The organism is Pseudomonas sp. URMO17WK12:I7, assembly GCF_003269045.1.
GTDB lineage: Bacteria > Pseudomonadota > Gammaproteobacteria > Pseudomonadales > Pseudomonadaceae > Aquipseudomonas > Aquipseudomonas putida_J.
The window spans coordinates 110,298-136,297 of record NZ_QLTL01000015.1 but is presented as its reverse complement, the minus strand read 5'-3'; the positions used below and the strand labels follow the sequence as shown (position 1 = coordinate 136,297).

23 protein-coding genes and 1 rRNA gene are annotated in these 26,000 nt (G+C 62.1%); 16 read left to right on the top strand and 8 right to left on the bottom strand.

The genetic code is table 11. The annotated features are described in order from the left end of the window. Positions 1–129 precede the first annotated feature (129 nt). Positions 130–245 (top strand): 5S ribosomal RNA (gene rrf, locus H040_RS21180). Here rrf and H040_RS27820 read toward each other — a convergent pair. Continuing rightward, a complete protein-coding gene (locus H040_RS27820) occupies positions 240–371 on the bottom strand; it encodes a hypothetical protein (protein WP_256208052.1) in 132 nt (43 codons plus the stop codon). The two genes, rrf and H040_RS27820, sit on opposite strands and share 6 nt — an antisense overlap. Between H040_RS27820 and recC the strand changes: the two genes are divergently transcribed. From recC to H040_RS21150, 6 genes are all read left to right on the top strand, one after another. Then, positions 370–3,834: an exodeoxyribonuclease V subunit gamma gene (gene recC, locus H040_RS21175; protein ID WP_027918372.1), complete on the top strand. Its 3,465-nt coding sequence runs from the start codon at positions 370–372 to the stop codon at positions 3,832–3,834. The genes H040_RS27820 and recC overlap by 2 nt on opposite strands. Further along, positions 3,831–7,502: an exodeoxyribonuclease V subunit beta gene (recB, locus tag H040_RS21170; protein ID WP_027918373.1), complete on the top strand. Its 3,672-nt coding sequence runs from the start codon at positions 3,831–3,833 to the stop codon at positions 7,500–7,502. Before recC ends, recB begins: the two co-directional genes overlap by 4 nt. After that, the gene (recD, locus tag H040_RS21165; protein WP_027918374.1) at positions 7,499–9,574 is read left to right on the top strand and encodes an exodeoxyribonuclease V subunit alpha; all 2,076 of its coding nucleotides are present in this window, start codon (positions 7,499–7,501) and stop codon (positions 9,572–9,574) included. The genes recB and recD overlap by 4 nt, the downstream gene beginning before the upstream one ends. Before the next feature lie 70 nt (positions 9,575–9,644). Next, entirely contained in the window at positions 9,645–10,211 is a 567-nt protein-coding gene (locus tag H040_RS21160; RefSeq protein WP_027918375.1) for a YfiR family protein, read from the top strand. Beyond that, positions 10,208–11,479, top strand: a complete 1,272-nt coding sequence (locus H040_RS21155; protein WP_027918376.1) for a diguanylate cyclase domain-containing protein — start codon at positions 10,208–10,210, stop codon at positions 11,477–11,479. The genes H040_RS21160 and H040_RS21155 overlap by 4 nt, the downstream gene beginning before the upstream one ends. 3 nt (positions 11,480–11,482) lie before the next feature. After that, on the top strand, positions 11,483–11,974 hold the full coding sequence (locus H040_RS21150; protein WP_027918377.1) for an OmpA family protein: 492 nt from the start codon (positions 11,483–11,485) through the stop codon (positions 11,972–11,974). A gap of 54 nt (positions 11,975–12,028) precedes the next feature. Here the strand turns inward: H040_RS21150 and H040_RS21145 are convergent, their stop codons facing one another. Then, positions 12,029–12,979, bottom strand: coding sequence for a LysR family transcriptional regulator (locus H040_RS21145; RefSeq protein WP_027918378.1), 951 nt, complete (start codon positions 12,977–12,979; stop codon positions 12,029–12,031). Positions 12,980–13,111: 132 nt separating this feature from the next. Between H040_RS21145 and H040_RS21140 the strand changes: the two genes are divergently transcribed. Further along, positions 13,112–14,638: a CoA-acylating methylmalonate-semialdehyde dehydrogenase gene (locus H040_RS21140; RefSeq protein WP_027918379.1), complete on the top strand. Its 1,527-nt coding sequence runs from the start codon at positions 13,112–13,114 to the stop codon at positions 14,636–14,638. Positions 14,639–14,648: 10 nt separating this feature from the next. Continuing rightward, entirely contained in the window at positions 14,649–15,539 is an 891-nt protein-coding gene (gene mmsB, locus H040_RS21135; RefSeq protein ID WP_027918380.1) for a 3-hydroxyisobutyrate dehydrogenase, read from the top strand. Between the two features lie 502 nt (positions 15,540–16,041). Here mmsB and H040_RS21125 read toward each other — a convergent pair. The 4 genes from H040_RS21125 to dmeF all read right to left on the bottom strand — a co-directional run bounded on the left by H040_RS21125 (position 16,042) and on the right by dmeF (position 19,194). Next, the gene (locus H040_RS21125) at positions 16,042–17,019 is read right to left on the bottom strand and encodes a hypothetical protein (RefSeq protein WP_027918382.1); all 978 of its coding nucleotides are present in this window, start codon (positions 17,017–17,019) and stop codon (positions 16,042–16,044) included. A 10-nt stretch (positions 17,020–17,029) separates the two neighbouring features. Then, on the bottom strand, positions 17,030–17,524 hold the full coding sequence (locus tag H040_RS21120) for an Hcp family type VI secretion system effector (RefSeq protein ID WP_256208054.1): 495 nt from the start codon (positions 17,522–17,524) through the stop codon (positions 17,030–17,032). 284 nt (positions 17,525–17,808) lie between these two features. Further along, positions 17,809–18,153 carry a cupin domain-containing protein gene (locus H040_RS21115; RefSeq protein WP_027918384.1) on the bottom strand — a complete coding sequence of 115 codons (345 nt, stop codon included), beginning with the start codon at positions 18,151–18,153 and terminating at the stop codon, positions 17,809–17,811. Positions 18,154–18,249: 96 nt separating this feature from the next. Beyond that, positions 18,250–19,194, bottom strand: coding sequence for a CDF family Co(II)/Ni(II) efflux transporter DmeF (gene dmeF / locus H040_RS21110; RefSeq protein ID WP_027918385.1), 945 nt, complete (start codon positions 19,192–19,194; stop codon positions 18,250–18,252). A 70-nt stretch (positions 19,195–19,264) separates the two neighbouring features. Here dmeF and H040_RS21105 point away from each other — a divergent pair, with 70 nt between their 5' ends. The 3 genes from H040_RS21105 to H040_RS21095 all read left to right on the top strand — a co-directional run bounded on the left by H040_RS21105 (position 19,265) and on the right by H040_RS21095 (position 20,345). Next, complete coding sequence (locus H040_RS21105) at positions 19,265–19,540, top strand: metal/formaldehyde-sensitive transcriptional repressor (protein WP_027918386.1); 276 nt, start codon at positions 19,265–19,267, stop codon at positions 19,538–19,540. 173 nt (positions 19,541–19,713) lie between these two features. Continuing rightward, positions 19,714–19,941 (top strand): type II toxin-antitoxin system HicA family toxin, encoded by a 228-nt coding sequence (locus H040_RS21100; protein ID WP_033696119.1) that lies wholly within the window; start codon positions 19,714–19,716, stop codon positions 19,939–19,941. Continuing rightward, positions 19,938–20,345, top strand: coding sequence for a type II toxin-antitoxin system HicB family antitoxin (locus H040_RS21095; protein ID WP_027918387.1), 408 nt, complete (start codon positions 19,938–19,940; stop codon positions 20,343–20,345). Before H040_RS21100 ends, H040_RS21095 begins: the two co-directional genes overlap by 4 nt. A 110-nt stretch (positions 20,346–20,455) precedes the next feature. Here H040_RS21095 and H040_RS21090 read toward each other — a convergent pair whose 3' ends face one another. Next, entirely contained in the window at positions 20,456–21,340 is an 885-nt protein-coding gene (locus H040_RS21090) for a LysR substrate-binding domain-containing protein (protein ID WP_027918388.1), read from the bottom strand. Between the two features lie 78 nt (positions 21,341–21,418). On the opposite strand from H040_RS21090, the gene H040_RS21085 reads away from it, so the two are divergent. Then, complete coding sequence (locus H040_RS21085) at positions 21,419–22,183, top strand: sulfite exporter TauE/SafE family protein (protein WP_027918389.1); 765 nt, start codon at positions 21,419–21,421, stop codon at positions 22,181–22,183. Here H040_RS21085 and H040_RS21080 read toward each other — a convergent pair. Then, on the bottom strand, positions 22,173–22,487 hold the full coding sequence (locus H040_RS21080; RefSeq protein WP_027918390.1) for a putative quinol monooxygenase: 315 nt from the start codon (positions 22,485–22,487) through the stop codon (positions 22,173–22,175). The genes H040_RS21085 and H040_RS21080 overlap by 11 nt on opposite strands. Before the next feature lie 158 nt (positions 22,488–22,645). Here H040_RS21080 and H040_RS21075 point away from each other — a divergent pair, with 158 nt between their 5' ends. The 3 genes from H040_RS21075 (at position 22,646) to ggt (ending at position 25,948) form a co-directional block, all read left to right on the top strand. Then, positions 22,646–23,236, top strand: a complete 591-nt coding sequence (locus H040_RS21075; protein WP_027918391.1) for an NAD(P)H-dependent oxidoreductase — start codon at positions 22,646–22,648, stop codon at positions 23,234–23,236. Between the two features lie 30 nt (positions 23,237–23,266). Beyond that, positions 23,267–24,163, top strand: a complete 897-nt coding sequence (locus H040_RS21070) for a LysR family transcriptional regulator (RefSeq protein WP_027918392.1) — start codon at positions 23,267–23,269, stop codon at positions 24,161–24,163. Positions 24,164–24,280: 117 nt separating this feature from the next. After that, positions 24,281–25,948: a gamma-glutamyltransferase gene (gene ggt / locus H040_RS21065; RefSeq protein ID WP_027918393.1), complete on the top strand. Its 1,668-nt coding sequence runs from the start codon at positions 24,281–24,283 to the stop codon at positions 25,946–25,948. The last annotated feature ends 52 nt before the right edge of the window (positions 25,949–26,000 follow it).

Below are 26,000 nucleotides of genomic sequence, written 5' to 3'. Positions count from 1 at the left end.
AAGCAATTTGAGCGTAAGCGCCAAATTGTGGTGGTGAAGATGATACGAACCGAAAGTTCGCAACGAACCACAACATCACATATCCGGATTCGCTGGGCTGTCCATCTGGACATTCTGGCTACAGAATTTCTTGACGACCATAGAGCATTGGAACCACCTGATCCCATCCCGAACTCAGCAGTGAAACGATGCATCGCCGATGGTAGTGTGGGGTTTCCCCATGTGAGAGTAGGTCATCGTCAAGATTCATTTCGCAAAACCCCTATCTGCACATGCAGGTAGGGGTTTTGTCTTTTCTGGCTTTTACTTGGGCCAGTACCGGCAGCCAGCCGTGATATCGTTCCCCATTCTTCTTTCAGGGACTTTTCCATGCCCAACACCACCTCTCTGCAGCCTGGTTTCATGATCGTCCACGGCAACCGCCTGGACGACCTGCGCAGCTTGGTGGTGAGTTGGATGCGCCGCTACCCGCTGGCACCGCTGGAAAACGAAATCGCCTTGGTACAGAGCAATGGCATTGCCCAATGGCTCAAGCTTGCCCTCGCTGAAGATCCACAAGACGATGACATGGGCGGCTGCGGTATTGCTGCCGCCATCGATGTACAACTGCCCGGCAGCTTCATGTGGCAGTTGTATCGCAAGGTGCTCGGGCGTGACGAGATCCCCGAAGTATCCCTGCTCGACAAGGCACCGCTGACCTGGCGCCTGATGCGCCTGCTGCCTGCACTGATCGAACGCCCGCATTTCGAACCGCTGCGTCGTTTTCTCACGGATGACAGTGACCTGCGCAAGCGTTATCAGTTGGCCGAGCGCCTGGCCGACCTCTTCGACCAATATCAGGTTTACCGCGCCGACTGGCTCAAGGATTGGGCAGCCGGCGAGCACATCCTCAATACCGCCCGTGGTGAACGCAAGCCCCTTGCCCCAGGCAACCGCTGGCAGGCCGAACTTTGGCGTGCATTGCTCGAGGATGTCGGTGAGCAAGGCATGGCGCAAAGCCGAGCAGGGGTGCACCAGCGCTTCATTGAACGCATCAACAGTATGGAAGCAGCGCCGCAAGGGCTGCCTTCGCGGGTGATCGTATTCGGTATTTCTTCCCTGCCCGCCCAGGCATTGGAAGCATTAGCCGGCTTGGCCCGTTTCAGTCAGGTGCTGCTCTGTGTTCACAACCCTTGCCGCCACCATTGGGCCGACATCGTTGCCGACAAGGACCTGCTACGCCACCAGTACAAGCGCCAGCAGCGCAAGCAGGGCATGCCCCTGCAACTGGACGACGAGTCGCTGCATCAGCACGCCCACCCGCTATTGGCTGCCTGGGGCAAGCAAGGCCGCGATTACATCAACCTGCTGGACAGCTACGACGACCCCGGCAGCTATCAAGGCGTATTCAGCGACGGGCGCATCGACCTGTTCAGCGAAGGCCAGCCCAGTTCGCTGCTGAACCAGCTGCAGGACGATATCCTCGAACTGCGTCCACTCGCAGAAACTCGCGAATGCTGGCCTGAGGTCGACCTGGCCAAGGATCGCTCCGTGCGCTTTCACGTGGCGCACAGCCCGCAGCGCGAAGTGGAGATCCTGCACGACCAGCTACTGGCCCGCTTCAGCGCCGACCCCACGCTGCGCCCGCGCGACGTAATCGTAATGCTCCCGGCCATCGACACCTATGCTCCGCATATCCGTGCAGTGTTCGGCCAACTGCAGCGCAACGACCCGCGCTACATTCCATTCACCCTGACCGATCAGGGCCAGCGTGGTCGCGACCCCCTGCTGATTGCCCTGGAACATCTGCTCAAGCTGCCAGACAGCCGCTTCGCCGTCAGCGAAGTGCTCGACCTGCTCGATGTCCCGGCGGTGCGCGCGCGTTTCGGCATCCGCGAAAGCGACCTGCCCACCCTGCATCGCTGGATCGAAGGTGCGGGCATTCGTTGGGGGTTGAACGCCGATCAGCGTGCCACCCTCGGGTTGCCCCAGGGCCTGGAGCAGAACAGTTGGCGCTTCGGTCTGCGGCGCATGCTGCTGGGTTACGCGGTGGGTGTGGGAGAAGGCTGCGACGGCATTGAACCGTACGATGAAATCGGTGGCCTGGATGCCGCCTTGATCGGCCCGCTGGTGGCGTTGCTCGATGCCCTCGATGTGGCCAACCAGGCCTTGTCCAAACCTGCCACTGCCAGCGAATGGGGTGACCGCCTCAACGCATTGTTGCAAGTGTTCTTCCTGGCCGAGGAAGAGCACGATGAGTTTCTTTTGATGCAATTGCAGGAGCTGCGCGACAGCTGGCTGGAAGTCTGCGAAACCGTGGGCCTGCAAGATCAGCTGCCACTCACGGTGATCCGTGAGGCCTGGCTGTCGGGCCTCGACGAAGGCAAGTTGTCTCAGCGTTTTCTCGCCGGCTCGGTGAATTTCTGCACGTTGATGCCAATGCGGGCAATTCCCTTCCGTGTGGTGTGCCTGCTGGGCATGAACGATGGCGACTATCCGCGCGCGCAGCCGCCGCTGGACTTCGACCTGATGGCCAGCGATTACCGCCCCGGCGATCGCTCGCGCCGCGAGGACGACCGCTACCTGCTCCTCGAAGCGCTGCTGTCGGCACGTGACCAGCTCTACATCAGTTGGGTTGGCCGCAGCATCCGTGATAACAGTGAACGACCGGCCTCGGTATTGATCGGCCAGTTGCGCGATCACCTGGCTGCCGGTTGGCGCCTCCAGGGCGATGCTGACGGCCAGCAACTGCTGCACGCCTTGACCCAGGAACATCCCCTGCAGCCTTTCAGTACACGCTACTTCCAGAAGGGCAGTGCGCTGTTCAGCTATGCCCATGAGTGGCAGTTGCTGCACCAGCAGACTCCAGACGAAAAGCAGCCCAACCTCAACCTGCCTCCGTACGTCAACGATGAAGCGCTGACGCTGACCCAATTGCAGGATTTCTTGCGTCACCCAGTCAGGCACTTCTTCAGCCAGCGCCTGAAAGTGTTCTTTGAAGCCTTGGAGGCTCCTACACCAGACGAAGAGCCATTCGTTCTTGACGCCTTGCAGCGTTACAGCGCCAGCGAAAGCCTGCTGGGTGCCGCCCTTAGCGATCCTGACAACGCAGAACGTGCGTTGCAGGCCCAGGCCCGCCGCCTGCAAGCCTGCGGCATGCTGCCCCTGGCTGGTTTCGGAGAACTGCTGCAAGCCGAGTTGATCCAGCCACTGCCCGATCTGCTGCTACGTCATCGTCAGCTGCTGCAGCGCTGGCCAACGGTGGTCGATGGTGCATTGCCGATTCGTTTCGAGCATGCCAATCACCGCCTTGAGGGTTGGCTGGGCCGGGTCTATCAGGCCGACGATCAAAGCCTGTTGAGTATCACCACGGTTCCCAACACCATCAGCGCCGGGCGCAACAACCTCAAGTGGCACCGCCTGATTGCCAGTTGGGTGATGCACCTGGCCGCGTGCGCCGCTGGTTATCCACTACACAGTGCGCTGCTGGCCAGCGACGTCACCCTGCTGCTCGGTCCCTTGCCACAGGATCAGGCTGGCGAGCAACTGGGGCACCTGCTTGTAGCGCGACAGGCTGCGATGAATGCACCGCTGCCTGTCGCCGCCAAGACAGCCTTTGCCTGGCTGGCTCAGGAAGATCCGGACAAGGCCCTGGCTGCCGCTATCCGTGCCTATGAAGGGGATGGCCGCACCAGTTTCGGCGAGCGCAGCGAAAGTGTTGCGCTGGCCCGGCAGTTCCGCGATTTCGCCGCACTCAGCGCCGATGAGACTTTTGAAGGCTGGTGCGAAACCTTGTACCGCCCCCTGTTCAGCGCTGCCTGGCAGGCCCAAGGTAATCCGGAGAGTGAAGCATGACCCAGGCCCGCCCCCTGGCACTGAGTTTTCCCCTGCACGGCAGCCAGCTGATCGAAGCCAGTGCCGGCACAGGCAAGACGTTCACCATTTCCGCGCTGTACCTGCGCCTTATCCTCGGCCATGGCGCTGAGCAAGGCTTCGGCCGCGAGCTGCTACCGCCGCAGATTCTCGTGGTGACCTTCACCGATGCCGCCACCAAAGAGCTGCGCGAGCGTATCCGTGCCCGCCTGGCCGAGGCCGCGCGCTTCTTCCGCGGCGAACTGGAAGGCGGCGACCCCCTGCTGCAGCAACTGCGCGACGACTATGCCGAAGCACTCTGGCCACGCTGCGCCAATCGCCTGGAAGTCGCTGTGCAGTGGATGGACGAAGCGGCGGTGTCGACCATTCATGGCTGGTGCCAGCGCATGCTCCGTGAACATGCTTTTGACAGCGGCAGTTTGTTTACCCAGAGCCTGGAAACCGACCACAGCGACCTGCTTGGCCAAGTCATGCGCGATTACTGGCGGCGCTTCTGCTATGGCATGCACGGCGAAGCACTGAGCTGGGTGCGCAGCCATTGGGTCAGCCCCGATGCTCTGCTGCCGCGCATCCGCCCGCTGTTCGGCCGCGTGCGTGCACAACAGGACGAAACGGAACCACAAGCGTTGATCGAAGGCGCGCTGCAACAGCGGGGCGAGCAGTTGCGCCAACTCAAGGCACCGTGGGTGCAATGGGCGGATGAGCTGCAGCAGATCTGCCGCGACGCAGTGGCGGCAAAGCAGGCGGATGGCCGCAAACTGCAAGCGCGCTACTTCGAGCCTTGGTTTGAAAAGCTGCGCACCTGGGCCGGTGATGAACAAGAAGTGGAGCTTGATCTGGGAACCGGCTTTACCCGCCTGACGCCGGCGGGGATGGCCGAGGCCTGGAAAGCTGGCGAGCCGCCCGACCACCCGGCCTTGCATGCCATGCAGAACCTGCAGCAACAGGTGCAGGCTCTGACCAGCCCGGATGCCCGCTTGCTCGAACATGCCGCCGCCTGGGTGGCGACGCGTTTCGAAGTGGAGAAACGCCGCCGAGCCGAAATGGGCTTCGACGACATGCTGCTGCGTCTGCAACATGCACTGGGCACCGAGTCGGGGGAACGCCTGGCCGCACTGATCCGCGAGCAGTTCCCGGTAGCGTTGATCGATGAATTCCAGGACACCGATCCAGTCCAGTACGGCATCTTCGAAAGCATCTATCGCATCAGCGAGAACAATGCGCAAACCGGACTGTTCATGATCGGCGACCCCAAGCAGGCGATCTATGCCTTCCGTGGCGCCGACATCTATACCTACCTGTCGGCCCGACGCGCTACCGCGGGCCGCCTGCATAGCCTGGACACCAACTACCGCTCCAGCCAGGCGATGGTCGCGGCGGTCAACCGGGTGTTCCTGCAGGCCGAAGCGCGCACGCAGGGCAAGGGTGCCTTCCTGTTCCGCGAAGCTGACGATAACCCGCTGCCGTTTGTCGAAGTTCGCGCCAAGGGCCGCGGCGAACGCCTATTGATTGATGGCCAAGCGTGTGCGGCGCTGCAATGCTGGCAGCTGGAAAGTGACGAGCCGGTATCCAGCACGCTCTACCGGCAGCAACTGGCCGCCAGCTGTGCGAGCCATATCGTTACCGTATTGAATGGTGGCCAGCGCGGCGTGACCGGCTTCAGCGATGACCAGGGCGAGCTGCGCGCTTGCCAGCCTTCGGACATCGCCATCCTGGTGCGTGATGGCCATGAAGCGCAGTTGGTGCGCAGCGAGCTTGCCGCCCGCGACGTGCGCAGCGTGTACCTCTCCGACAAGGACTCGGTGTTCGCCGCCCAGGAGGCACACGACTTGCTGGCCTGGCTCAAGGCCTGCGCCGAACCGGACTCCGAGCGCTTGCTCAAGGCCGCGCTGGCCAGCCTGACCCTGGAGCTGTCGCTGGCTCAACTTGACCAGCTGAACCAGGACGAGCGGGTGTGGGAAGGCTGGGTCATGCGTTTTCGTCGCTACCGCGAAATCTGGCAGCGCCAGGGCGTACTGCCGATGCTGCGGCACCTGTTGCACGACTTCGAGTTGCCGCGCACGCTGATCGGCCGCACTGACGGCGAGCGTGTGCTGACCAACCTGCTGCACCTGGCCGAACTGCTGCAGCAGGCAGCTGCTGAGCTGGACGGTGAGCAGGCGCTTATCCGTCACCTGGCCGAGCACCTGGCCAACTCCGGCCAAGCGGGGGAAGAGCAGATTCTGCGCCTGGAAAGCGACGAGCAGCTGGTCAAGGTGGTGACGATCCACAAGTCCAAGGGCCTGGAATACCCCTTGGTCTATCTGCCGTTCATCTGCACCAGCAAGCCCGTGGACGGCAGCCGCCTGCCGTTGGCCTGGCACGACAGCCTGGGCAATGCGCAACTGACGCTGACGCCCGATGCAGAGCAGATCGCCCTGGCCGACGAAGAGCGCCTGGCCGAAGACCTGCGCCTGCTCTATGTGGCCCTGACGCGCGCCCAGCACGCCTGCTGGCTGGGCGTCGCCGACCTCAAGCGCGGCAACCAGAAAAGCTCGCAGCTGCACCGCTCGGCGCTCGGCTACCTGCTGGGGGGCGGCCTGGCACTGCCTGGCTCGGAACACCTCAAGGCATGGCTGCAGAGCTTGCTCGCAGGTTGCGTGGATATTGCCTGCCCGCCGCTGCCAGAAGCCAGCGATGAGCATTATCGCGCGTCCCATGTCGAGCGCGAGTTGTTACCGGCACGCAAGCCACGCCGGGCAGCCGCCGAGCATTGGTGGATCGCGTCCTACAGTGCCTTGCGCGTCGGCGAGCAGACCCTAGGCGCCGACAGCTCACAGGCCCAGCAACTACTCGATGACGAAGTTGCCGATACTCAGCTGATCCGTGAAGCGCCCGCCGACGGTGGCGACATCCATCGCTTCCCCCGCGGCCCAAATCCGGGGACCTTCCTCCATGGACTGCTGGAGTGGGCCGGTCGCGAAGGCTTTGGCGAAGTCGCCGGCAATGCCAGGCTCATCGAGCGTACCGTTGGCCAGCGTTGCAACCGCCGTGACTGGACCGGTTGGATTCCGACACTCAGCCAGTGGTTGCAGCGCCTGCTCAACGAGCCATTGCCGGTCGGCACTGCACAGCTGACGCTCGCGCAGCTGCAGCGTTACCAGATCGAAATGGAGTTCTGGTTCGCCAGCCACAACGTCGACGCCGAGCAGCTCGATCGTCTGGTGGCCCGGCACACCCACCCGGGCAGTGCACGCCCGGCCGCGCAACCGACACTGCTCAATGGCATGTTCAAAGGCTTCATCGACCTCGCCTACGAGCTCGACGGGCGCTATTACGTGGCGGACTACAAGTCCAACTGGCTCGGCCCGGACATCCAGGCCTACGACACCCAGGCCATGGAAAAAGCCATCCTCGAACACCGCTACGATCTGCAATACGTGCTTTACCTGCTGGCCCTGCATCGCCAGCTGCGCGCACGCCTACCTGATTACGATTACGACCGCCATGTTGGCGGAGCCCTGTTCATCTTCCTGCGCGGCGCCAGCAGCAGTGGCCACGGTGTGTACTTCGTCAAGCCGCCACGCGAGCTGATCGAGGCCCTCGACGCGCTGTTCCGTGGCGTGCACGCGCCCGAGCAGCAGGACCTGTTTGCCGGAGTTGCGCCATGAGCCGAACCCTCGACGATCTCTTGCCAACGCCACTGCACGCTGAGCATCTGCTGGCCTTGGCCCCTCAGCACAACAGTGCAGACCTGCTGCAATTGCTTGATCGCTGGGTGGAACGTGGCTGGCTGCGCGCGCTCGACCGGGCGTTCGTCAGCTTTCTTGAAGAGCGTGCCCCCGGCAGTGACCCGTTGCTCTTGCTGGCGGCAGCACTGGCCAGCCATCAGCTGGGCCACGGGCATGTCTGCCTCGACCTGCAACAGACCCTCGACGAGCCGGACTTCGCGCTGTCGTTGCCGCCGGAAGGCGATGCCCTGACCGGCCCGTTGCTGTTGCCCTCGCAACTGCTGGCCAACCTCGGCTTGCCCACCTGGCTGCAACGCATTGCCGCCAGCCCGCTGGTGGCGGCGGGCGATACACCAAGCCAGCACTCGCGGCCGCTGGTACTCAGTGGCCAGCGCCTGTACCTGCGCCGCTACTGGAGCTACGAGCGGCAAATCGACCATACCCTGCGCCAGCGCCTGAGCCAGGGCGAGGCTGCCCCTGCCGACCTGCCTGCGCGCCTGGCACAGCTGTTTGACGAGGGCGCTTTGGTGGGCCAGGTGGACTGGCAGAAACTGGCCTGCGCCCTGGCTACCCGCGCGGGTTTCAGCATCATCACTGGCGGCCCCGGTACCGGCAAGACCACCACTGTGGTGCGCTTGCTGGCGCTGCTACAGGCGCCTGCGGTGGAGCAGGGCAGGCCGTTGCGCATACGCCTGGCCGCGCCGACCGGCAAGGCGGCTGCGCGTCTGACCGAGTCGATCGGCCAGCAGGTTGAACGGTTACAGGTAAGCGCCGAAGTGCGTGCGCAGATCCCCACCGACGTGAGCACCGTGCACCGCCTGCTCGGCAGCCGCCCGGGCTCGCGGCACTTCCGTCACCACGCCGGCAACCCGCTGCCGCTGGATGTGCTGGTGGTCGACGAAGCGTCGATGATCGACCTTGAGATGATGGCCAACCTGCTCGACGCATTGCCGCCCAAGGCGCGCTTGATTCTGCTGGGGGACAAGGACCAGCTGGCTTCGGTCGAGGCCGGGGCCGTGCTCGGTGACCTGTGTCGCGATGCCGAGGAGGGTTACTACTCGCCCGCGACCCAGGCCTGGCTGGAGCAGATCGGTGGCCAGTCGCTGGCCGCCAGTGGCCTGAAACCTGGGGATGCGCAACGCAATCCGTTGGCCCAGCAGGTCGTGATGTTGCGGTTCTCGCGGCGTTTTGGTGAAGGCAGCGGCATCGGCCAGCTGGCGCGCCTGGTCAACCGCCAGGAGGCCCAGGCGGCACGTGACCTGCTGAGCCAGCCGCCAGCGGACGTATTCGGCCTGGCGCTGCGCGGCGAGCAGGACCGGGCCTTCGACCGTCTGATTCTCGACGGCCTCAACCGGGGTACCGAAGGGCCTCAGGGCTATCGCAGCTACCTGCGTGCCATTGGCCGCTATCGCCCGGCACCGGGCAGCGCATTCGACGATCCGCGCTGGGAGCAGTGGGCCGCCAAAGTGCTGCAAAGTTTCGAAGACTTCCAGTTGCTGTGCGCTGTGCGCAAGGGCGCCTGGGGTGTCGAAGGCCTCAACGAGCGGGTAGCGCGGGTGCTGCACAACGCCGGGCTGATCGACAGCCAGCAGCCTTGGTATGAAGGCCGCCCAGTGCTGGTGACACGCAACGACTATGGCCTTGGCTTGATGAACGGAGACATCGGCATCGCCCTGCGCCTGCCGGATGAGCACGGTGAAGCGCTGCTGCGGGTGGCCTTCCCGCGCAACGATGGCAGTGGAGGCGTGCGCTTCGTCCTGCCCAGCCGCCTCAACGAGGTAGAAACCGTTTACGCCATGACCGTGCACAAGTCCCAGGGCTCCGAATTCAGCCACACCGCGTTGGTGCTGCCGGATGCACTCAACCCGGTGTTGACCAAGGAGCTGGTGTATACCGGCATCACCCGGGCCAAGCATTGCTTCAGCCTGATCGAGCCGCGCCAGGGTATTTTCGAAGAGGCGGTACTGCGCAAGGTACGGCGCATATCCGGTCTGATGCTCGAACAAGTCTGACGCGCCTACAGATAGCCAGCGTTGTGCTATCTTTGCGCCGACTTCGACAGGATTTTGAGAGAATTCTCACATGACAGGCGCCAGGGAGCGGTTGACAGGCTGTGCGCTTTCGCTGCTGCTGGTTGCCCTGTCGCTACTGGCCGGCCCTGCCCAGGCGGACGGTTCGGCCACCGCCGCACAGGCCCAGCAGCGTGCCAGGGCGGTTACCCAGGTGGTCCTGGGTATCCTCAGCTATGCGCGCTGGCCTACCGAGCCAGTGCCCTTGCGCCTGTGCCTGGTCGGCCCCACCGAATACGCCGACGACCTGATCAAAGGCAGCGTGCAGAACTCCGGGCAACCTTTGCAGGTAAGGCGCTTGCTGGCCGACGACCGGCAGGTGGCCCAGGCCTGTGACGCCGTGTACATCGGCAAGCTCGACGATGGCCAGCGCGACCGCCTGTTCCAGACCATCAGTGGCCGCCCGGTACTGAGCATCAGCGAAGCCGACGACCCGTGCACGGTCGGTAGCCTGTTCTGCCTGCGCGTCAGCGATCAACAGGTCGCCTTCGAGGTCAACCTCGACTCCGTGGCGCGTTCTGGTGTGCGTATCCACCCCAGTGTGCTGCAGCTGTCACGGCGTCGCGGAGCACTGCCATGAAGGCCGGCAACAAGCAAGGCGTGCGCCCGACCCTGCGCTCGGTGCTTGGCCGTGGTCACCTCAGCGTGGCCCTGCTGGCGGTGAGCCTGGCCGGCATCTCGCTGACCCTGCTCGGCGTGCTGGCCCTGCGTGTGTACGCCAACCACAACCTTCACCTGATTGCCCGTTCGATCAACTACACCGTCGAAGCCGCCGTGGTGTTCGACGACAGTGCCGCGGCCAATGAGGCGCTGGAACTGATCGCCAAAACCGAAGAAGTGGCCGACGCCAAGGTGTTCAACAACGACGGTGAGCAGCTGGCGCATTGGCAACGCAGCGATGAGAGCCTGCTCGGGCACCTGGAGGTGCAAGTGGCGACGGCCCTGCTGGATGAGCCGATCAACCTGCCGATCATGCACCAGCAACAGAAGGTCGGGCATATCGAGCTGATCGGCCAGGGCCGCAGCCTGCTGCTGTTCCTGCTCAGCGGCCTTGGCGGCATCCTGTTCTGCACCATCCTCAGTGCCTTCGTCGCCTTGTACCTGTCGCGGCGCCTGCTTGGCGATATCGTGCGGCCCTTGCGTGGCCTGGCCAGTGTCGCCCACGCAGCCCGGCGTGAACGCAGTTTCGACCGCCGTGTACCCGAAGCACCCATTGCCGAGCTCAACGAGTTGGGCAACGACTTCAACGCGTTGCTCGACGAGCTGGAGGTATGGCACAGCCATTTGCAGAACGAGAACGCCACCCTGGCGCACCAGGCCAGCCACGACAGCCTTACCGGCCTGCCTAACCGCGCATTCTTCGAGGGTCGCCTCAGCCGCAGCCTGCGCAACGCCGCACGGCAGCAAGACCATCTGGCCTTGCTGTTCCTCGACAGTGACCACTTCAAGCAGATCAACGACAGCCGCGGCCATGCCGTGGGTGATCAAGTGCTGATCAATGTTGCCGACCGTGTGCGTGCACAACTGCGCGAGCACGACCTGGTGGCCCGCCTGGGCGGTGACGAGTTCGCCGTACTGCTGACTCCGCTGCATTCGCGCGAGGATGCCGAGCGCATCGCCGAGAAGATCATCACCAGCATGCAACTGCCGATGTTGCTCGAAGGCGGCGAAAGCCTCACCACGTCGTTGAGTGTCGGCATCGCTTATTACCCGGACGATGGCAGTGACCCTGCCAGCCTCCTCAATGCCGCAGATGCGGCTATGTACCAGGCCAAGCGCAAGCGCCGTGGCCAGTGGCAAGCGGCGCAGACGGAACGGTCCGCCGCCGATTTCAGGCACAGGAGTTGAACCGTGATACAGCGTTTGCGTTTTTCTTTTTTTGTCATGTTGCTTTCCTTGTTTGCACTGGCAGGGTGCCAGAGCACACCACCCAAAGGTCTCACCGCCGAACAGATTGCCGTGCTCAAGCGTGAAGGCTTTGCCCCCACTGACGAGGGCTGGGCATTCGACCTGTCGGGCAAGGTGCTGTTCGGCAGCGACCTGGACAGCCTCAACGGCGCGAGCCAGGCGATTGTCGAGCGGATAGGCAAGGCGCTGATGGGGGTGGGCATTCAAGGTGTGCGGGTTGATGGCCATGCCGATGCCTCGGGCAAGGCGGCGTACAACCAGCAGCTGTCCGAGCGGCGCGCGCAGAGTGTGGCCAAGGCGTTGATCGACGTTGGCATGCCGGCGCAGAACATCCGGACCCGTGGGCTGGGCAGCTCGCAGCCAGTGGCGGACAACCGCACCAGCGCAGGGCGGACCGAGAACCGGCGGGTGTCGATTGTAGTCGCGTCTTACTGAGCCCCGCCGCCCCTTCGCGGGGTTGACCCGCGAAGGGGCGGCGAAGCAAACCCATCATTCCTGAGCAAAGCGCAGCTCGCGCGTCTCACCCATCAGCAAGGGTGCATTCGCCTCAGTCACCCCGCGAATGTAATCCCACAGCAAGGTAATGCGCTTCAACTTGCGCAGATCCTCCCGGCAGTACATCCAGAATTGCCGCGTCACCTCGATCTCCTCCGGCAGCACCGTCACCAGGCGCGGGTCCTGCGCTGCCAAAAAGCAGGGCAATATCGCCAAGCCACGCCCCTGCAACGCCGCCGTGTACTGGGCGATGACACTGGTGCTGCGCAAATGTGCATTGGCATGGGGGATCAGGTTGGCCAGGTACAGCAGTTCCGAACTGAACGCCAGGTCATCCACATAGCTGATGAACGGATGCCCCACCAGGTCGCTCACCTGGCGAATCGGCGCATGGCTGTCGAGGTAGCCCTGGGTCGCATACAGCCGCAGCCGGTAGTCGCACAGCTTGCAGCACACATAAGGCCCATGCTCGGGCCGCTCCAGGGCGATGACGATGTCCGCCTCGCGCTTGGACAGGCTGATGAAGTGCGGCAGCGGCAAGATATCCACCGAAATCGCCGGGTAGGCATCGACGAAATGGCTCAGTTGCGGGGTGACGAAGAAACTGCCGAAGCCCTCGGTGCAACCCATGCGCACATGCCCCGACAGCGCCACGCCGGAGCCTGAGACCTGCTCGCAGGCCATGTGCAAGGTGCTCTCGATCGACTCCGCATAGCCCAGCAGGCGCTGCCCTTCGGCAGTCAGGACGAAGCCGTTGGTGCGTGACTTCTCGAACAGCAGCGTACCCAACGCCCCCTCCAGCGAACTGATGCGTCGCGACACCGTGGTGTAGTCGACGGCCAGGCGTTTGGCCGCGCTGCTGGCTTTGCGCGTGCGCGCTACTTCAAGGAAGAACTTCAGGTCGTCCCAGTTCAGCGAACTGAGGGAGGTCAGGTCTTTTTGCATGTTGATCCGGTTTTTTTGTGCGTTCTTGTTGGATGTTTGCACATCTATACTCGAAAAAAGCCCCAAGGCGCCACCTTGTGTTTGCCCGGCGCTGGCGATCTCGTCCTGACAATAATTCCAAGGAGAACGCAGATGAACGCACCACAATCCCCTGACAAGACCAAGGTCGAGCAGGTCAAGCTGCTGATCGACGGCCAGTGGGTCGAGTCGAAAACCAGCGAATGGCGCGATATCGTCAACCCCGCCACCCAAGAGGTGCTGGCGCGGGTACCGTTCGCCACCGTCGAAGAAGTGGACGCCGCCGTGGCTGCAGGCCAGCGCGCCTTCAAGACCTGGCGTGACACCCCGATCGGTGCACGCATGCGCATCATGCTCAAGCTGCAGGCGCTGATCCGCGAACACACCAAGCGCATCGCCCAGGTGCTCAGCGCCGAGCAGGGCAAGACCCTTGCCGACGCTGAAGGCGACATCTTCCGCGGCCTGGAGGTGGTCGAGCACGCGGCCTCCATCGGCACCCTGCAGATGGGCGAATTTGCCGAGAACGTCGCCGGTGGCGTTGATACCTACACCCTGCGCCAGCCGATCGGCGTGTGCGCTGGCATTACTCCGTTCAACTTCCCGGCGATGATCCCGCTGTGGATGTTCCCGATGGCCATCGTTTGCGGCAACACCTTCGTCCTCAAACCTTCCGAGCAAGACCCGCTGTCGACCATGCTGCTGGTGGAGCTGGCGCTGGAAGCCGGTGTGCCGGCGGGCGTGCTCAACGTGGTACACGGTGGCAAGCAAGTGGTGGATGCGATCTGCACCCATCAGGACATCAAGGCGATTTCCTTCGTTGGCTCCACTGAAGTCGGTACCCACGTGTACAACCTGGCCAGCCAGCACGGCAAGCGTGTGCAGTCGATGATGGGCGCGAAGAACCACGCAGTGGTGCTGCCTGACGCCAACCGCACGCAAACCGTCAACGCCCTGGTCGGTGCCGCCTTTGGCGCAGCCGGCCAGCGCTGCATGGCCACTTCGGTGGCAGTGCTGGTGGGCAACGCGCGTGATTGGCTGCCGGACATCAAGGACGCAGCAAGCAAGCTTAAGGTCAACGCCGGTTGCGAACCGGGCACCGATGTCGGCCCGGTGGTTTCCAAGCGTGCCAAGGAGCGTGTGCTGGGCCTGATCGAAAGCGGTATCCAGGAAGGCGCCAAACTCGAACTCGATGGCCGTGGCGTGAAGGTGCCGGGTTACGAGCAAGGCAACTTCGTCGGCCCGACCCTGTTCTCCGGGGTGAAGACAGACATGCAGGTGTACACCCAGGAAATCTTCGGCCCGGTGCTGGTGACCCTGGAAGTCGACACCCTCGACGAAGCCATCGCTCTGGTCAACGCCAACCCCTTCGGCAATGGCACCGGCCTGTTCACCCAAAGCGGCGCGGCGGCGCGCAAGTTCCAGAGCGAGATCGACATTGGCCAGGTCGGCATCAACATCCCGATCCCGGTACCGGTGCCGTTCTTTAGCTTCACAGGCTCCCGCGGCTCCAAGCTCGGCGACCTCGGCCCGTACGGCAAGCAAGTGGTGCAGTTCTACACTCAGACCAAGACCGTCACCGCCCGCTGGTTCGATGACGACAGCGTCAATGACGGTGTGAACACCACCATCAGCCTGCGCTAAGGAGTAAGCCATGCGTATCGCATTCATCGGTCTGGGCAACATGGGCGCACCCATGGCCCGCAACCTGATCAAGGCCGGCCACCAGCTGAACCTGTTCGATCTGAACAAGACCGTGCTGGCCGAGCTTGCCGAGCTGGGCGGGCAGGTTAGCGCCTCGCCCCGGGACGCGGCGGCCAGCAGCGAGCTGGTGATCACCATGCTGCCAGCGGCGGCCCATGTGCGCGCCGTGTACCTCAACGAAGACGATGGTGTGCTGGCGGGCATTCGCGCGGGCACGCCAACCCTGGATTGCAGCACCATCGACCCGCAAACTGCGCGTGATGTGTCCAAGGCCGCTGCGGCCAAGGGTGTGGACATGGGTGATGCGCCAGTGTCCGGTGGTACCGGCGGCGCGGCGGCGGGCACGCTGACCTTCATGGTCGGTGCCAGCAACGAACTCTTCGCCACCCTCGAGCCGGTGCTCAAGCAGATGGGCCGAAACATCGTGCACTGCGGTGAAGTGGGTACCGGGCAGATCGCCAAGATCTGCAACAACCTGCTGCTGGGCATCTCGATGGTCGGCGTGTCCGAGGCCATGGCCCTGGGCAATGCGCTGGGCATCGATACCAAGGTGCTGGCGGGGATCATCAACAGCTCGACCGGGCGCTGCTGGAGTTCCGACACCTACAACCCGTGGCCGGGCATCATCGAAACTGCCCCCGCCTCACGTGGCTACACCGGTGGGTTTGGCGCCGAACTGATGCTCAAGGACCTGGGGCTGGCCACCGAGGCCGCGCGTCAGGCGCACCAGCCGGTGATTTTGGGTGCCGTGGCCCAGCAGCTGTATCAGGCGATGAGCCTGCGCGGTGAAGGCGGCAAGGACTTCTCGGCGATCGTCGAGGGGTACCGCAAGAAGGATTGACGGGCGAGGACTTTATCGCGGGCCGGGCGGCCTTCCCTCTGTAACTGCGCACCAGAGGGGAGGGCACCCGCCTCGCGATGTTTTTTCATGCCAAAGCCATATCAAACTTTTGCATGCTGCAATGAATTGCTCGGTTAAGGGTGAGGCTACAAGTAATGGGAGATTATAAGGGATGAAAAAAGTGTTATATGTGTCGCCCAGAGTGTTACAAGTAAGGTCTTCGTATTTTTAGGGAATGATTCAATATCCTTTTTTTCTACTAGTTTTCTTTTTGTGAAAACTGATGGTAGTACGAGTACTGTTGAAATTGCCCCGGTCCGCATTAGCTTTCCGATTAGTCCGGCTTGCTGATAGGTCGCTTTGTTTTTTATGATGTATTGGCTGTTAGGGAATAAGGACTCAAAATACTCGGTGCGCCGAGCGGCGATAAAGCACTGTATTGTCATTGAGATGATGATCAGGTTGATAATGATTGCCGCGATTATCCCTTCATCCATAAAGCTCACCTTGAAAACGCCCTATACAGAAACTCACCGTAGACTTCACCTTGCCCTTCTCCAACTTTGCCTCCAATCGTGGCCCCAGCACCACCGATCACTACTGCACAGACCAGTCCACCCGTGCCTGCCGTCGACAAGCCGATCGCGGCACATAGTCCAGGGGCCAAGAGAGTACCCGCCGCATACCCGCCAATGCTTCCGCCTGCGAGCCCTCCTATTAATGAGCCACCTTGAACATACTTCGCCTTCTCGCAATCTGCTTCACGCCCGAGCGTACAAGCCTTGTGGATCTCAAGTCCTGTTCCTGCGACCTGGAGAGCTACCCCCACGTAGGTGCCTTGCTTTATCAAGCTGGATGCCTTCGCTACGCCAGCAACCTTATTTGCATATCCTGCAATTTCGCCAGTGTGTAAAAAGCTCTTCGTGGATATGCCCAGCGTCCTTTTGATCGAGCCTTGGTTCCTTAAACCTGAACCGTACGCAGCCAGCTTGTTCAACTGCTGATCCAACTTCATGAACAAGGCCGAACGCTTTGCATAGAACTGATCGCGAGCCGCCATCGTTCCTGACCCGAGATGCTGTTGATGCAACTTCTCGATTTCCATCAAGGTGGCTTCGATCGCTTTCAGGTGCTTGCTCCACCCTTCACTGACCACTCCAGCGCCCACGGACGCATGCGCGATCAGGCTTTTCAAAGTCTCGAAATTATCGAGGAAAAAGTTATCCACACCTTGGCCATTGCGCATCAGCCCAATGTGCGCAATTGTCGCCTGCCTCATCATCCAAGCTTCCTGGCTGGTGCAGGAGGCCGTGGTGGGGTCGCCGATGATGATTAGTTCACCGCTACGGACCACGGTATTGGCGATGTGTGAATTCAGCACATCAAACTTTTCCAGGGAATGACCGCTCAGCGCCAGGTCGGATTTCAGCCTGTGATAATTTTGCAGCTTGAGGTTGAGGTACGCGCGAGCTTCAGACATGGCAGCACCCTCACGCGTATTTTCTGTTGCCGATACGGTCCCAGCCCCCGGCGATACTACCGCCGCCACTGCCGTCGTGGCGGCGCTGCTGGGTGTAAGTGGTCTTGATCCGGCCGTAATTGAGCTGCACCACTTCTACTGGTACCCCCGTGTCCACGCTCTGCAAATACTCTGCGATGATCACTTCTTCAAGGATGATCTCGAAGTACCTGAGCTTGTCACCACCAGCACGGCAAAGGGCGAGCTTCACTTCTTTCAGATGCTGGCCTGTGCAACTGGCTTCCATCAGTTTGCAACTGGCACTGTCGAGGTACTTGGTGAAAGTGAAGTTGGTGACGGAGGTCCTGCCCGATGTTGCGCCACCTGCGGAACTGGCTGTGGCAGATGTACTTTGGCTGACACCAAAGTCGTAGCCCAGCACTTCAATCCATTTACTGTATTTTTCGTCCAGCGCTTCTCCTGGAATACTGTCGATCTGAATGTAGGCGTCGAATGCCATGCTTATCTCTCCTTGACATTGTTTTGAACAGGGAATATTGCCCGCTGACTTGGGCGATCAGTGCAGGCTAGGTCTGGGAGCGTGCGAGGGCAATACGCTAAGGGGCGGTGTGGAGCAATTCAGAAAGGGACTACAAGTAGAGGGATTTAAGCTGAGGGTATATGTCAGAAGCTGTTGCTGAGGTTCAATGGATTCATGGTTGATTTGCTATTTATGCGATGTTCAACTCAGTGATGGCCCTGTAGGAAGTTTCGTGTTATCCACAGGGCCTGCATTACTCTGGCAAAAAATCAGGCAAAGACGAAGTACTTGCGCACGGTCTCGACCACTTCCCAGGTACCTTTCATCCCCGGTTCAATCACGAAAACATCACCCGCTTTCAGGTGCTTCGGCGCTTCGCCTTCCGGGGTGATGATGCAGTAGCCATCGAGGAAGTGGCAGAACTCCCACTTCTCGTAGTTGACCTCGAACTTGCCCGGCGTGCAGATCCAGGTACCCATGATCTTGCTGCCGTCAGCCGACAGGTAGGCATTGAGGTTGACGGTGTGTGGATCGCCGCCGATGCGCTTCCACTTGGTGGCGTCCACGACCGGCGTCGGGCAGGTTTCGCGCAGGACGGTGATGAAATCGGACATGGCACAACTCCTGGTGACTGGCTGAATGACTGGTCACCATAGGGCCTATGGACGAGTCGCAGTTGCCTGGGCTCGACGTCCAGCTGCCTGCCCGCGCTATGCCAGGGCGTTGACCTCGACGGTGATGTGGGCCAGTTCCTCATGCACGCCCAGTGCCTGGCGAACACTGTCGGCGCTCAATGCTGCCTGGGTGGTCAGGCTGAGGATGCAGGCGTATTGGTCCTTGCCCACGCGCCACACATGCAGGTCGGTGAGGGTGGCAGGCACCGGCAGCTCGGCGACCACCTCGCGAATCTCCTCGACCACTGGCGCATCCATCTCGGCATCCAGCAGGACGCGGCCGGTATCGCGCAGCAGGCCGCGAGCCCAGAGCGCCACCAGCAACGCACCGACCAGGCCCATCACCGGGTCGAGCCAGCTGGCGCCCCAGAACTTGCCGGCTAGAAGGGCGATGATCGCCAGTACCGACGTTGCGGCATCGGCGATCACGTGCAGGTAGGCCGAGCGCAGGTTCAGGTCGTGGTGGTAATGGCCATGGTCGTGATGATGGCCATGGCCATGGCCATGGCCATGGTGCTGATGATCGTGATCGTCGCGCAGCAGCCAGGCGCAGATCAGGTTTACGGCCAGACCGATGACCGCGATGAAGATTGCCTCGTCATAGTGGATCGGCCCCGGCGTCAGCAGGCGTTCGGCCGACTGGAAGGCCATCAGCCCGGCCACGCCGAGCAGCAGCAGGGCGCTGGAGTAGCCGCCTAGGATCTCGATCTTCCAGGTGCCGAAGGCGAAGCGTTGGTCCTTGGCATAACGACGGGCGGCAGCGTAGGCCAGCAGCGACAGACCCAGTGCCAGGGCATGCGAGCTCATGTGCCAGCCGTCGGCCAGCAGCGCCATGGAGTTGAAGAACCAGCCACCGGCGATTTCCGTCACCATCATGATCGCCGTCAGCCACACGGCCAGGCGTGTCTTGCGCTCGGCGCCGAGGTTGCTGGTGTGGAACTGGTGGCTGTGCTGCCAGCGGCCTGAGGTTTGCGTCGCCATGGTTTATCATGCTCCCGGAATGTCGAGAAATATACTATACCCCAGTATACCTAGCATGGTGTGAAAGCGAATGGCACATACGATCAAGAGCAAGAAGCAGCTGCTCACCCGCGTGCGCAAGATCAAAGGCCAGGCTGCCGCCCTGGAAACCGCCCTGGAGCAGGACAAGGACTGCCTGGCGATCCTCCAGCAGATCGCCGCCGTGCGTGGTGCGGTGAACGGGCTGATGGCCGAGGTGATGGAAGGGCACATCCGCGAGCACCTGGTGGCGCAAGGGCTGAGTGCCGAGGAACGGCAGGAAGAGGCGGACAAGGTGGCGGCGTTGCTGCGGTCTTATCTAAAGTGATACCCCTAGGGGGTATACGGTAGGAATGCAATTTTCCTACAGGGCTATAAGTAGAGACCTACTTGGTGGCCTGAACCATCCGCTGGTCGCCTGAAGTGTGCATGATGTGTACTGCGCTTCGTTTTGGTCAAATCGGTGTGTATCATACACATCGACTGCCGAAGGAAGGGCGTATGCGCAGTCGTGAAGTGATCCAGCTCATTGAGGCGGACGGGTGGTACGAGGTCGAGGTCAAGGGCAGCCATCACCAGTTCAGGCACCCGATGAAGAAGGGGAGGGTGACAGTACCTCATCCCAAGAGCGATCTTCCTAAAGGCACCGTACACAGCATCCTGAAGCAAGCTGGCTTGAAGCAGTCCAGTGGCTTCGATAGCTCGAACATCAGTGGAGACGCGCAATGAAATTCCCGGTCGTATTGCACAAGGACGCTGATTCGGATTATGGCGTGACCGTTCCCGACGTGCCTGGTTGCTTCTCTGCGGGCTCGACTGTCGCCCAAGCACTGGAGAACGTTCAGGAGGCGCTAGCGCTGCATTTTGAGGGATTGGTTGCTGATAACGAATCGCTTCCTCAAGCGCAGGAAGTCGACGTCCATGTGGCGAATTCCGATTATGCTGGCGGGGTCTGGGCTGTCGTTGATTTCGATGTCACGCCTTACTTGGGGAAGGCCGTGCGGTTCAACGCAACATTGCCGGAAAACCTCCTTCAGCGGATCGATGAAAAAGTGAAGCGTGACCATCGGTATGCTTCTCGTTCTGGATTTCTCGCGTCGGCCGCTCTAAGAGAACTGGCGCTCGCACACTGAACGAATTCGTATTGCAACCAGTGCGGGAATCATGCCGGATGCAAGGTCAGCGCAATCCCTGTGGGAGCGGGTTCACCCGCGAATGCCCGAGTACAGGCGACGACGAACCTTCAGGCCTGGATCAATCGCTCGACCAACCCTGCCGAATAGCCTGGTAACCCGGCGAAATCCCGCGCGCACAACAGCAACCGCCGGTTGGCCCAGTCCTCTCGCAGTGCCACCCAGTGCATCGGCAACACCCCCTGCCAGCGCTGCACCGATGCCAGCGGCACCACGCCGATACCGGCGCCACCGGCGACCATGCGTATCACCCCGTCAAACCCTTCGGCCCGCACCCGTACCTGCATGCGCTGGCCTTCGCGCAGAGCCTGTTCTTCCAGGTATAACGACAAGGCACTGTTCGCCCCCAGCCCGACATGGCCATGGGCAAGGCAGTCGACGAAGCTCGGTGCGGGCTCCGCAGCGAGGGGGTGACTCAGCGGCGTTACCAGCACCAGCGGATCATCGCGAAATGGCAAGGTCTGCAGATGCGCGCTGGGCGCTGCGGTGGAAATGATGCCGAGATCAGCCATGCCCTGGGTTATCGACTGCACGATACGCAGGCTCGGCAGCTCTTGCACGTCGATGCCGACCCCAGGGTTGTCGGCAAGGTAGCTGGCCAGCAGCTCCGGCAAGTACTCGGTCAACGCAGCGGTGTTGCACAGCAGCCGCACCTGCCCATGCTGGCCCCTGGCATAGTGGGCCAGGTCGAACTGCAGGCGCTCGACCTGCTGGCCGATCTGCCGCGCATGTTGCAACAGCGCCTGCCCGGCGGGCGTCGGCTGCACGCCACGGCGATTGCGCTCAAGCAAGGGTGTGCCGAGCGAGGCCTCCATGGCGCGGATGCGTGCACTGGCCGCAGGCAGCGACAGATGGCTGCGGCGGGCGCCGGCGGTGATGTTGCCGCACTCGGCGGTGTGCTGGAAAAGCCGGAGGTCGATCAGGTCGAAATGCATCTGCCTCTGTCCTGGCGAGAGTCTGGCTGAGTATAGGGCAGATTTTCAGTTCAACCGCCGCGCGCCATCATGGTGCCCATGGATACCTTGATCGCTTTCTACCAGAACATCGGCCCGGCATTGACGCTGCTGGTGGTCATCACCTTCCTGCTGGCTGGTGCCGTCAAAGGTGTGATCGGCCTCGGCCTGCCGACCATCGCCATGGGCCTGCTGGGGCTGGCTATGTCACCGGCGCAGGCTGCAGCGCTGTTGATCGTTCCCTCTACGCTCACCAACCTCTGGCAGCTCGCTGCCGGTGGGCATCTGCCGGCGCTGTTGCGAAGGCTCGGGCCGATGCTGGTGATGATTTTCGTCGGCACGTTGCTTGGCAGTGCCTGGCTGGGTATCAACAGCGGGCCGTGGGCAGTGCATGCGCTGGGGGCGGCGCTGGTGATCTATGCGCTGTACGGGCTGGCAGGCCCGGCCTTGCGCGTGGCACCGGAGCGGGAAGGGTGGTTGGGCCCGATTTGCGGGCTAGTGACAGGCCTGGTCACTGCGGCCACTGGCGTATTCGTGATGCCTGCGGTGCCTTACCTGCAGAGCCTGGGCCTTAGCCGCGACGAGATGATTCAGGCGCTGGGCCTGTCATTCACGGTCTCGACCCTCGCCCTGGCCGGTGGCCTGGCCGGGCAGGATGCGCTGGGTGGGCAAGCGCTGGGTGCTTCGCTGCTGATGCTGGCGCCGGCGCTGCTGGGCATGCTTGCCGGGCAGTGGCTGCGCCAACGCATCAGTGCAGCGCTGTTCAAGCGCTGCTTCTTCATCGGGCTGGCCGCGCTGGGCGGCCATTTGCTGATCAACGGTTAGCGGACGAGGCGCTGAGCATCACGATCGGCTGGATGTCGAAATCGCGCTCAAGGTAGTCCATGCGCTTTTCGAAGAACTCGACCATATGCGGCAGTGCCGAGTGCACGTCCAGCGCCGCCTTGTCGGCCCACACCTCATAGAACACGAACAGGCTCGGGTCCTGCTGGTCGCGCAGCATGTGGTATTCGATGCAGCCAGGTTCCTGGCGGCTTGGCTCGACGTAGGCGCGGAACAGGGTTTCGAAGGCTTCGGCCATTTCCGGGCGGGTCTTGGCCTTGAGGATGAACGCGTGCTGCTCGCTCATGGATCGGTGCTCCCAAGTGATTGATGAATCGATTCTACGGCAATAATGCGTATCGAATTCTTGACTTGAGATCAATTGTATTTTGCCGCGCGCCTGCTGTATCCCGCGCTCGCGAGCCATTAAGGTGCCGGTCATTCCTTTATGACCCGAGGCCCAGCATGAAAAACATCCTACTGCTCAACGGCGGCAAACAGTTCGCCCACTCCGACGGCCGCCTCAACCAGACCCTGCACGACGCCGCGCTGGCCCACCTGGACCGTGCCGGTTTCGACGTACAGCAGACTTTCATCGACGGTGGCTATGACGTCCAGGCCGAAGTGGAAAAATTCCTCTGGGCCGATGTGATCATCTACCAGATGCCGGGCTGGTGGATGGGCGCGCCGTGGACCGTGAAGAAGTACATCGACGAAGTTTTCACCGCCGGCCACGGCAGCCTTTATGCCAACGACGGCCGTACCCGTTCCGACCACTCGCAGAAGTACGGCAGCGGTGGCCTGGTGCACGGCAAGCAGTACATGCTGTCGCTGACCTGGAATGCGCCGCAGCAGGCGTTCGATGACCCGACCGACTTCTTCGAGGGCAAAGGTGTGGATGCGGTGTACTTCCCGTTCCACAAGGCCAACCAGTTCCTGGGCATGACCGGCCTGCCGACCTTCCTGGCGGTGGATGTAATGAAGCGCCCGGATGTACCGGCGGCGTTGGCGGCTTATGAGGCGCATCTGGACAACGTGTTCGGCAAGGCTATCTAATCCCTGCATGGTTCAGGCACAGGCGCTCACGTGAAAACCCGATCCGAAGAACTCCAGGTATTCGTCGCCGTCATTGATTGCGGTTCGATCTCCGCTGCCGCCGAGCAGATGGGCCAGACCCCATCGGCGGTCAGCCGCACGCTGTCGCGCCTGGAGGCCAAACTCGGCACCACCCTGGTCAACCGCACCACCCGGCGCATGGACCTCACCGAAGAAGGCCGCTTCTTCCTCGAATGTTCGCGCCGGGTGCTGGAACAGATGGACGAGATGGAAGAGCGCCTGTCGATGAACCGCCAGACCCCATCCGGGCGTCTGCGCATCAACGCCGCCGCGCCGTTCATGCTGCACGCCATCCTGCCGTGGATTGGCGAGTTCCGTCGCCAGTACCCCGGCATCGAGCTGGAGCTCAACACTGACGACCTGATCATCGACCTGCTGGAGCAGAGTACCGATGTGGCCATCCGCATTGGTGACCTCGCCGACTCCAGCCTGCATGCTCGCTCGCTCGGCTGCAGCCCGGTACAAGTGCTGGCGAGCCCGGAATACCTGCAGCAACACGGCACGCCGGAAAAGGTCGAAGACCTGAACAGCCACTGCCTGCTGGGCTTCAGCCAACCTGAGTCGCTCAACCAGTGGCCGCTGCGTCATGCCCAGGGTGACCGTTGGAGCATCCGCCCGGCATTGATCGCCTCCAGCGGCGAGACCCTGCGCCAATTGGCGCTGGCCGGGGAGGGCATCGTCTCGCTGTCACACTTCATGACCCACGAAGACATCCGCGCCGGCCGCCTCAAGGTGCTGCTGAGCGAGGCCAGCAACGGCTACCGCCAGCCGATCCACGCGGTGTATTACCGCAACACGCAGTTGGCCCTGCGCATCCAGTGCTTCCTCGACTTCATCCAGCGCAAGCTGGCGATGTACGCCTGCTGAGTTGCCTGAACGCGACAGTTCCTGTCCACAGGCGGCGAAACGTCCTCTGTTTGATTGCACAGTCGAAACGCTTCGGCCTTACTGACTGCTCAACAAAAACAACACCAAGGAAGTGTCATGCGTATTGTCCCGTTTCAGTACCTGGCTCTGGCAGCCGCGATCCTGAGCTGTTCCTCGACTTATGCCGCCACGTTGGAAGGTGGCGCCGTGGCTGCGCCCGATCAATATGGTGCACAGGTAGCCGCCGACATTCTCAAGAAGGGCGGCAACGCCGTGGATGCTGCGGTAGCGACGGCGTTCACCCTGGCGGTGACCTACCCCGAGGCGGGCAACATCGGTGGCGGTGGCTTCATGACCCTGTTCGTCGACGGCAAGCCGTACTTCCTCGACTACCGCGAGGTGGCGCCCAAGGCTGCCACGCGCAACATGTACCTGGACGACAAGGGCGAAGTGATCGAAAACCTGAGCCTGGTCGGCGTGCGTGCCGCGGGTGTGCCCGGCACGGTGATGGGCCTGTGGGAAGCCCACCAGAAATTCGGCAAGCTGCCCTGGAGCGAGCTGCTGACCCCGGCCATCGGTTATGCGAAGAATGGCTTCAAGGTCGCCGAAAAGCAGTACCAGTATCGCAACGATGCCCAAGGCATGTTCAAGACGGCGACCAACTTCAACGACTACTTCGGCAACATGAAGGTCGGTGAGCTGTTCAAGCAGCCGGAAATGGCCCAGACCCTTGAGCGCATCGCCGACAAAGGCGTGAGCGAGTTCTACCAGGGCAAGACGGCCGACCTGCTGGTGGCGCAGATGCAGGCCGACAAGGGCCTGATCACCAAGGACGACCTCAAGGACTACAAGGCCGTGTGGCGCGAGCCAATGGCCCTGAGCTGGCGCGGTAACGTGGTCTACACCGCGCCACCGCCAAGCTCCGGCGGTGTGGCCCTGGCCCAGCTGCTGGGCATCAAGGAAGACCGCGCAGCGGACTTCAAGGGCGTGGCGCATAACTCGGCGCAGTACATCCACCTGCTGGCGGAGATCGAAAAACGTGTGTTCGCCGACCGTGCCGACTACCTCGGTGACCCGGCCTTCACCAAGGTGCCGGTCGACCAACTGGTAGCCAAGGACTACCTGGCCAAGCGTGCTGCGCAGGTCAACCCGAAAGCCATTTCAGAGACTGACAAGGTCAAGCCAGGGCTGGAACCGCACCAGACCACGCACTTCTCGATCGTCGACAAGCAGGGCAACGCGGTCAGCAACACCTACACCCTCAACCTCGATTACGGCAGCGGCGTGGTGGTCAAGGGTGCAGGCTTCCTGCTCAACGACGAGATGGACGACTTCAGCGCCAAACCGGGCGCAGCGAATGCATTTGGGGTGGTCGGTGGCGACGCCAACGCCATCGAACCGGGCAAGCGCATGCTTTCGTCGATGAGCCCGAGCCTGATGACCCGCGACGGTAAGGTCGAGCTGGTGATCGGCACCCCGGGTGGGTCGCGGATCTTTACCTCGATCTTCCAGGTGATGAACAACCTGTACGACTACGGCATGCCGCTTGAGAAGGCCGTGGCGGCGCAGCGTGTGCATCATCAATTACTGCCCAAGGACACCATCTACTTCGACAGCTATGCGCCGCTGACCGGGCCAGTGGCTGATGAGCTGAAGAAGATGGGCTATGTGCTGGAGGACCAGGGTTGGGAGATGGGCGATATCCAGGCGATCCGCGTCAATGGGGCGCAGCTTGAGACCGCTTCGGATCCGCGTGGGCGTGGGGTAGGGATGATCGTCAAGTAATGACATTCGAGATTGCCGGGGCGCCGGACCGGTCGGATAGGGCCGCAAAGCG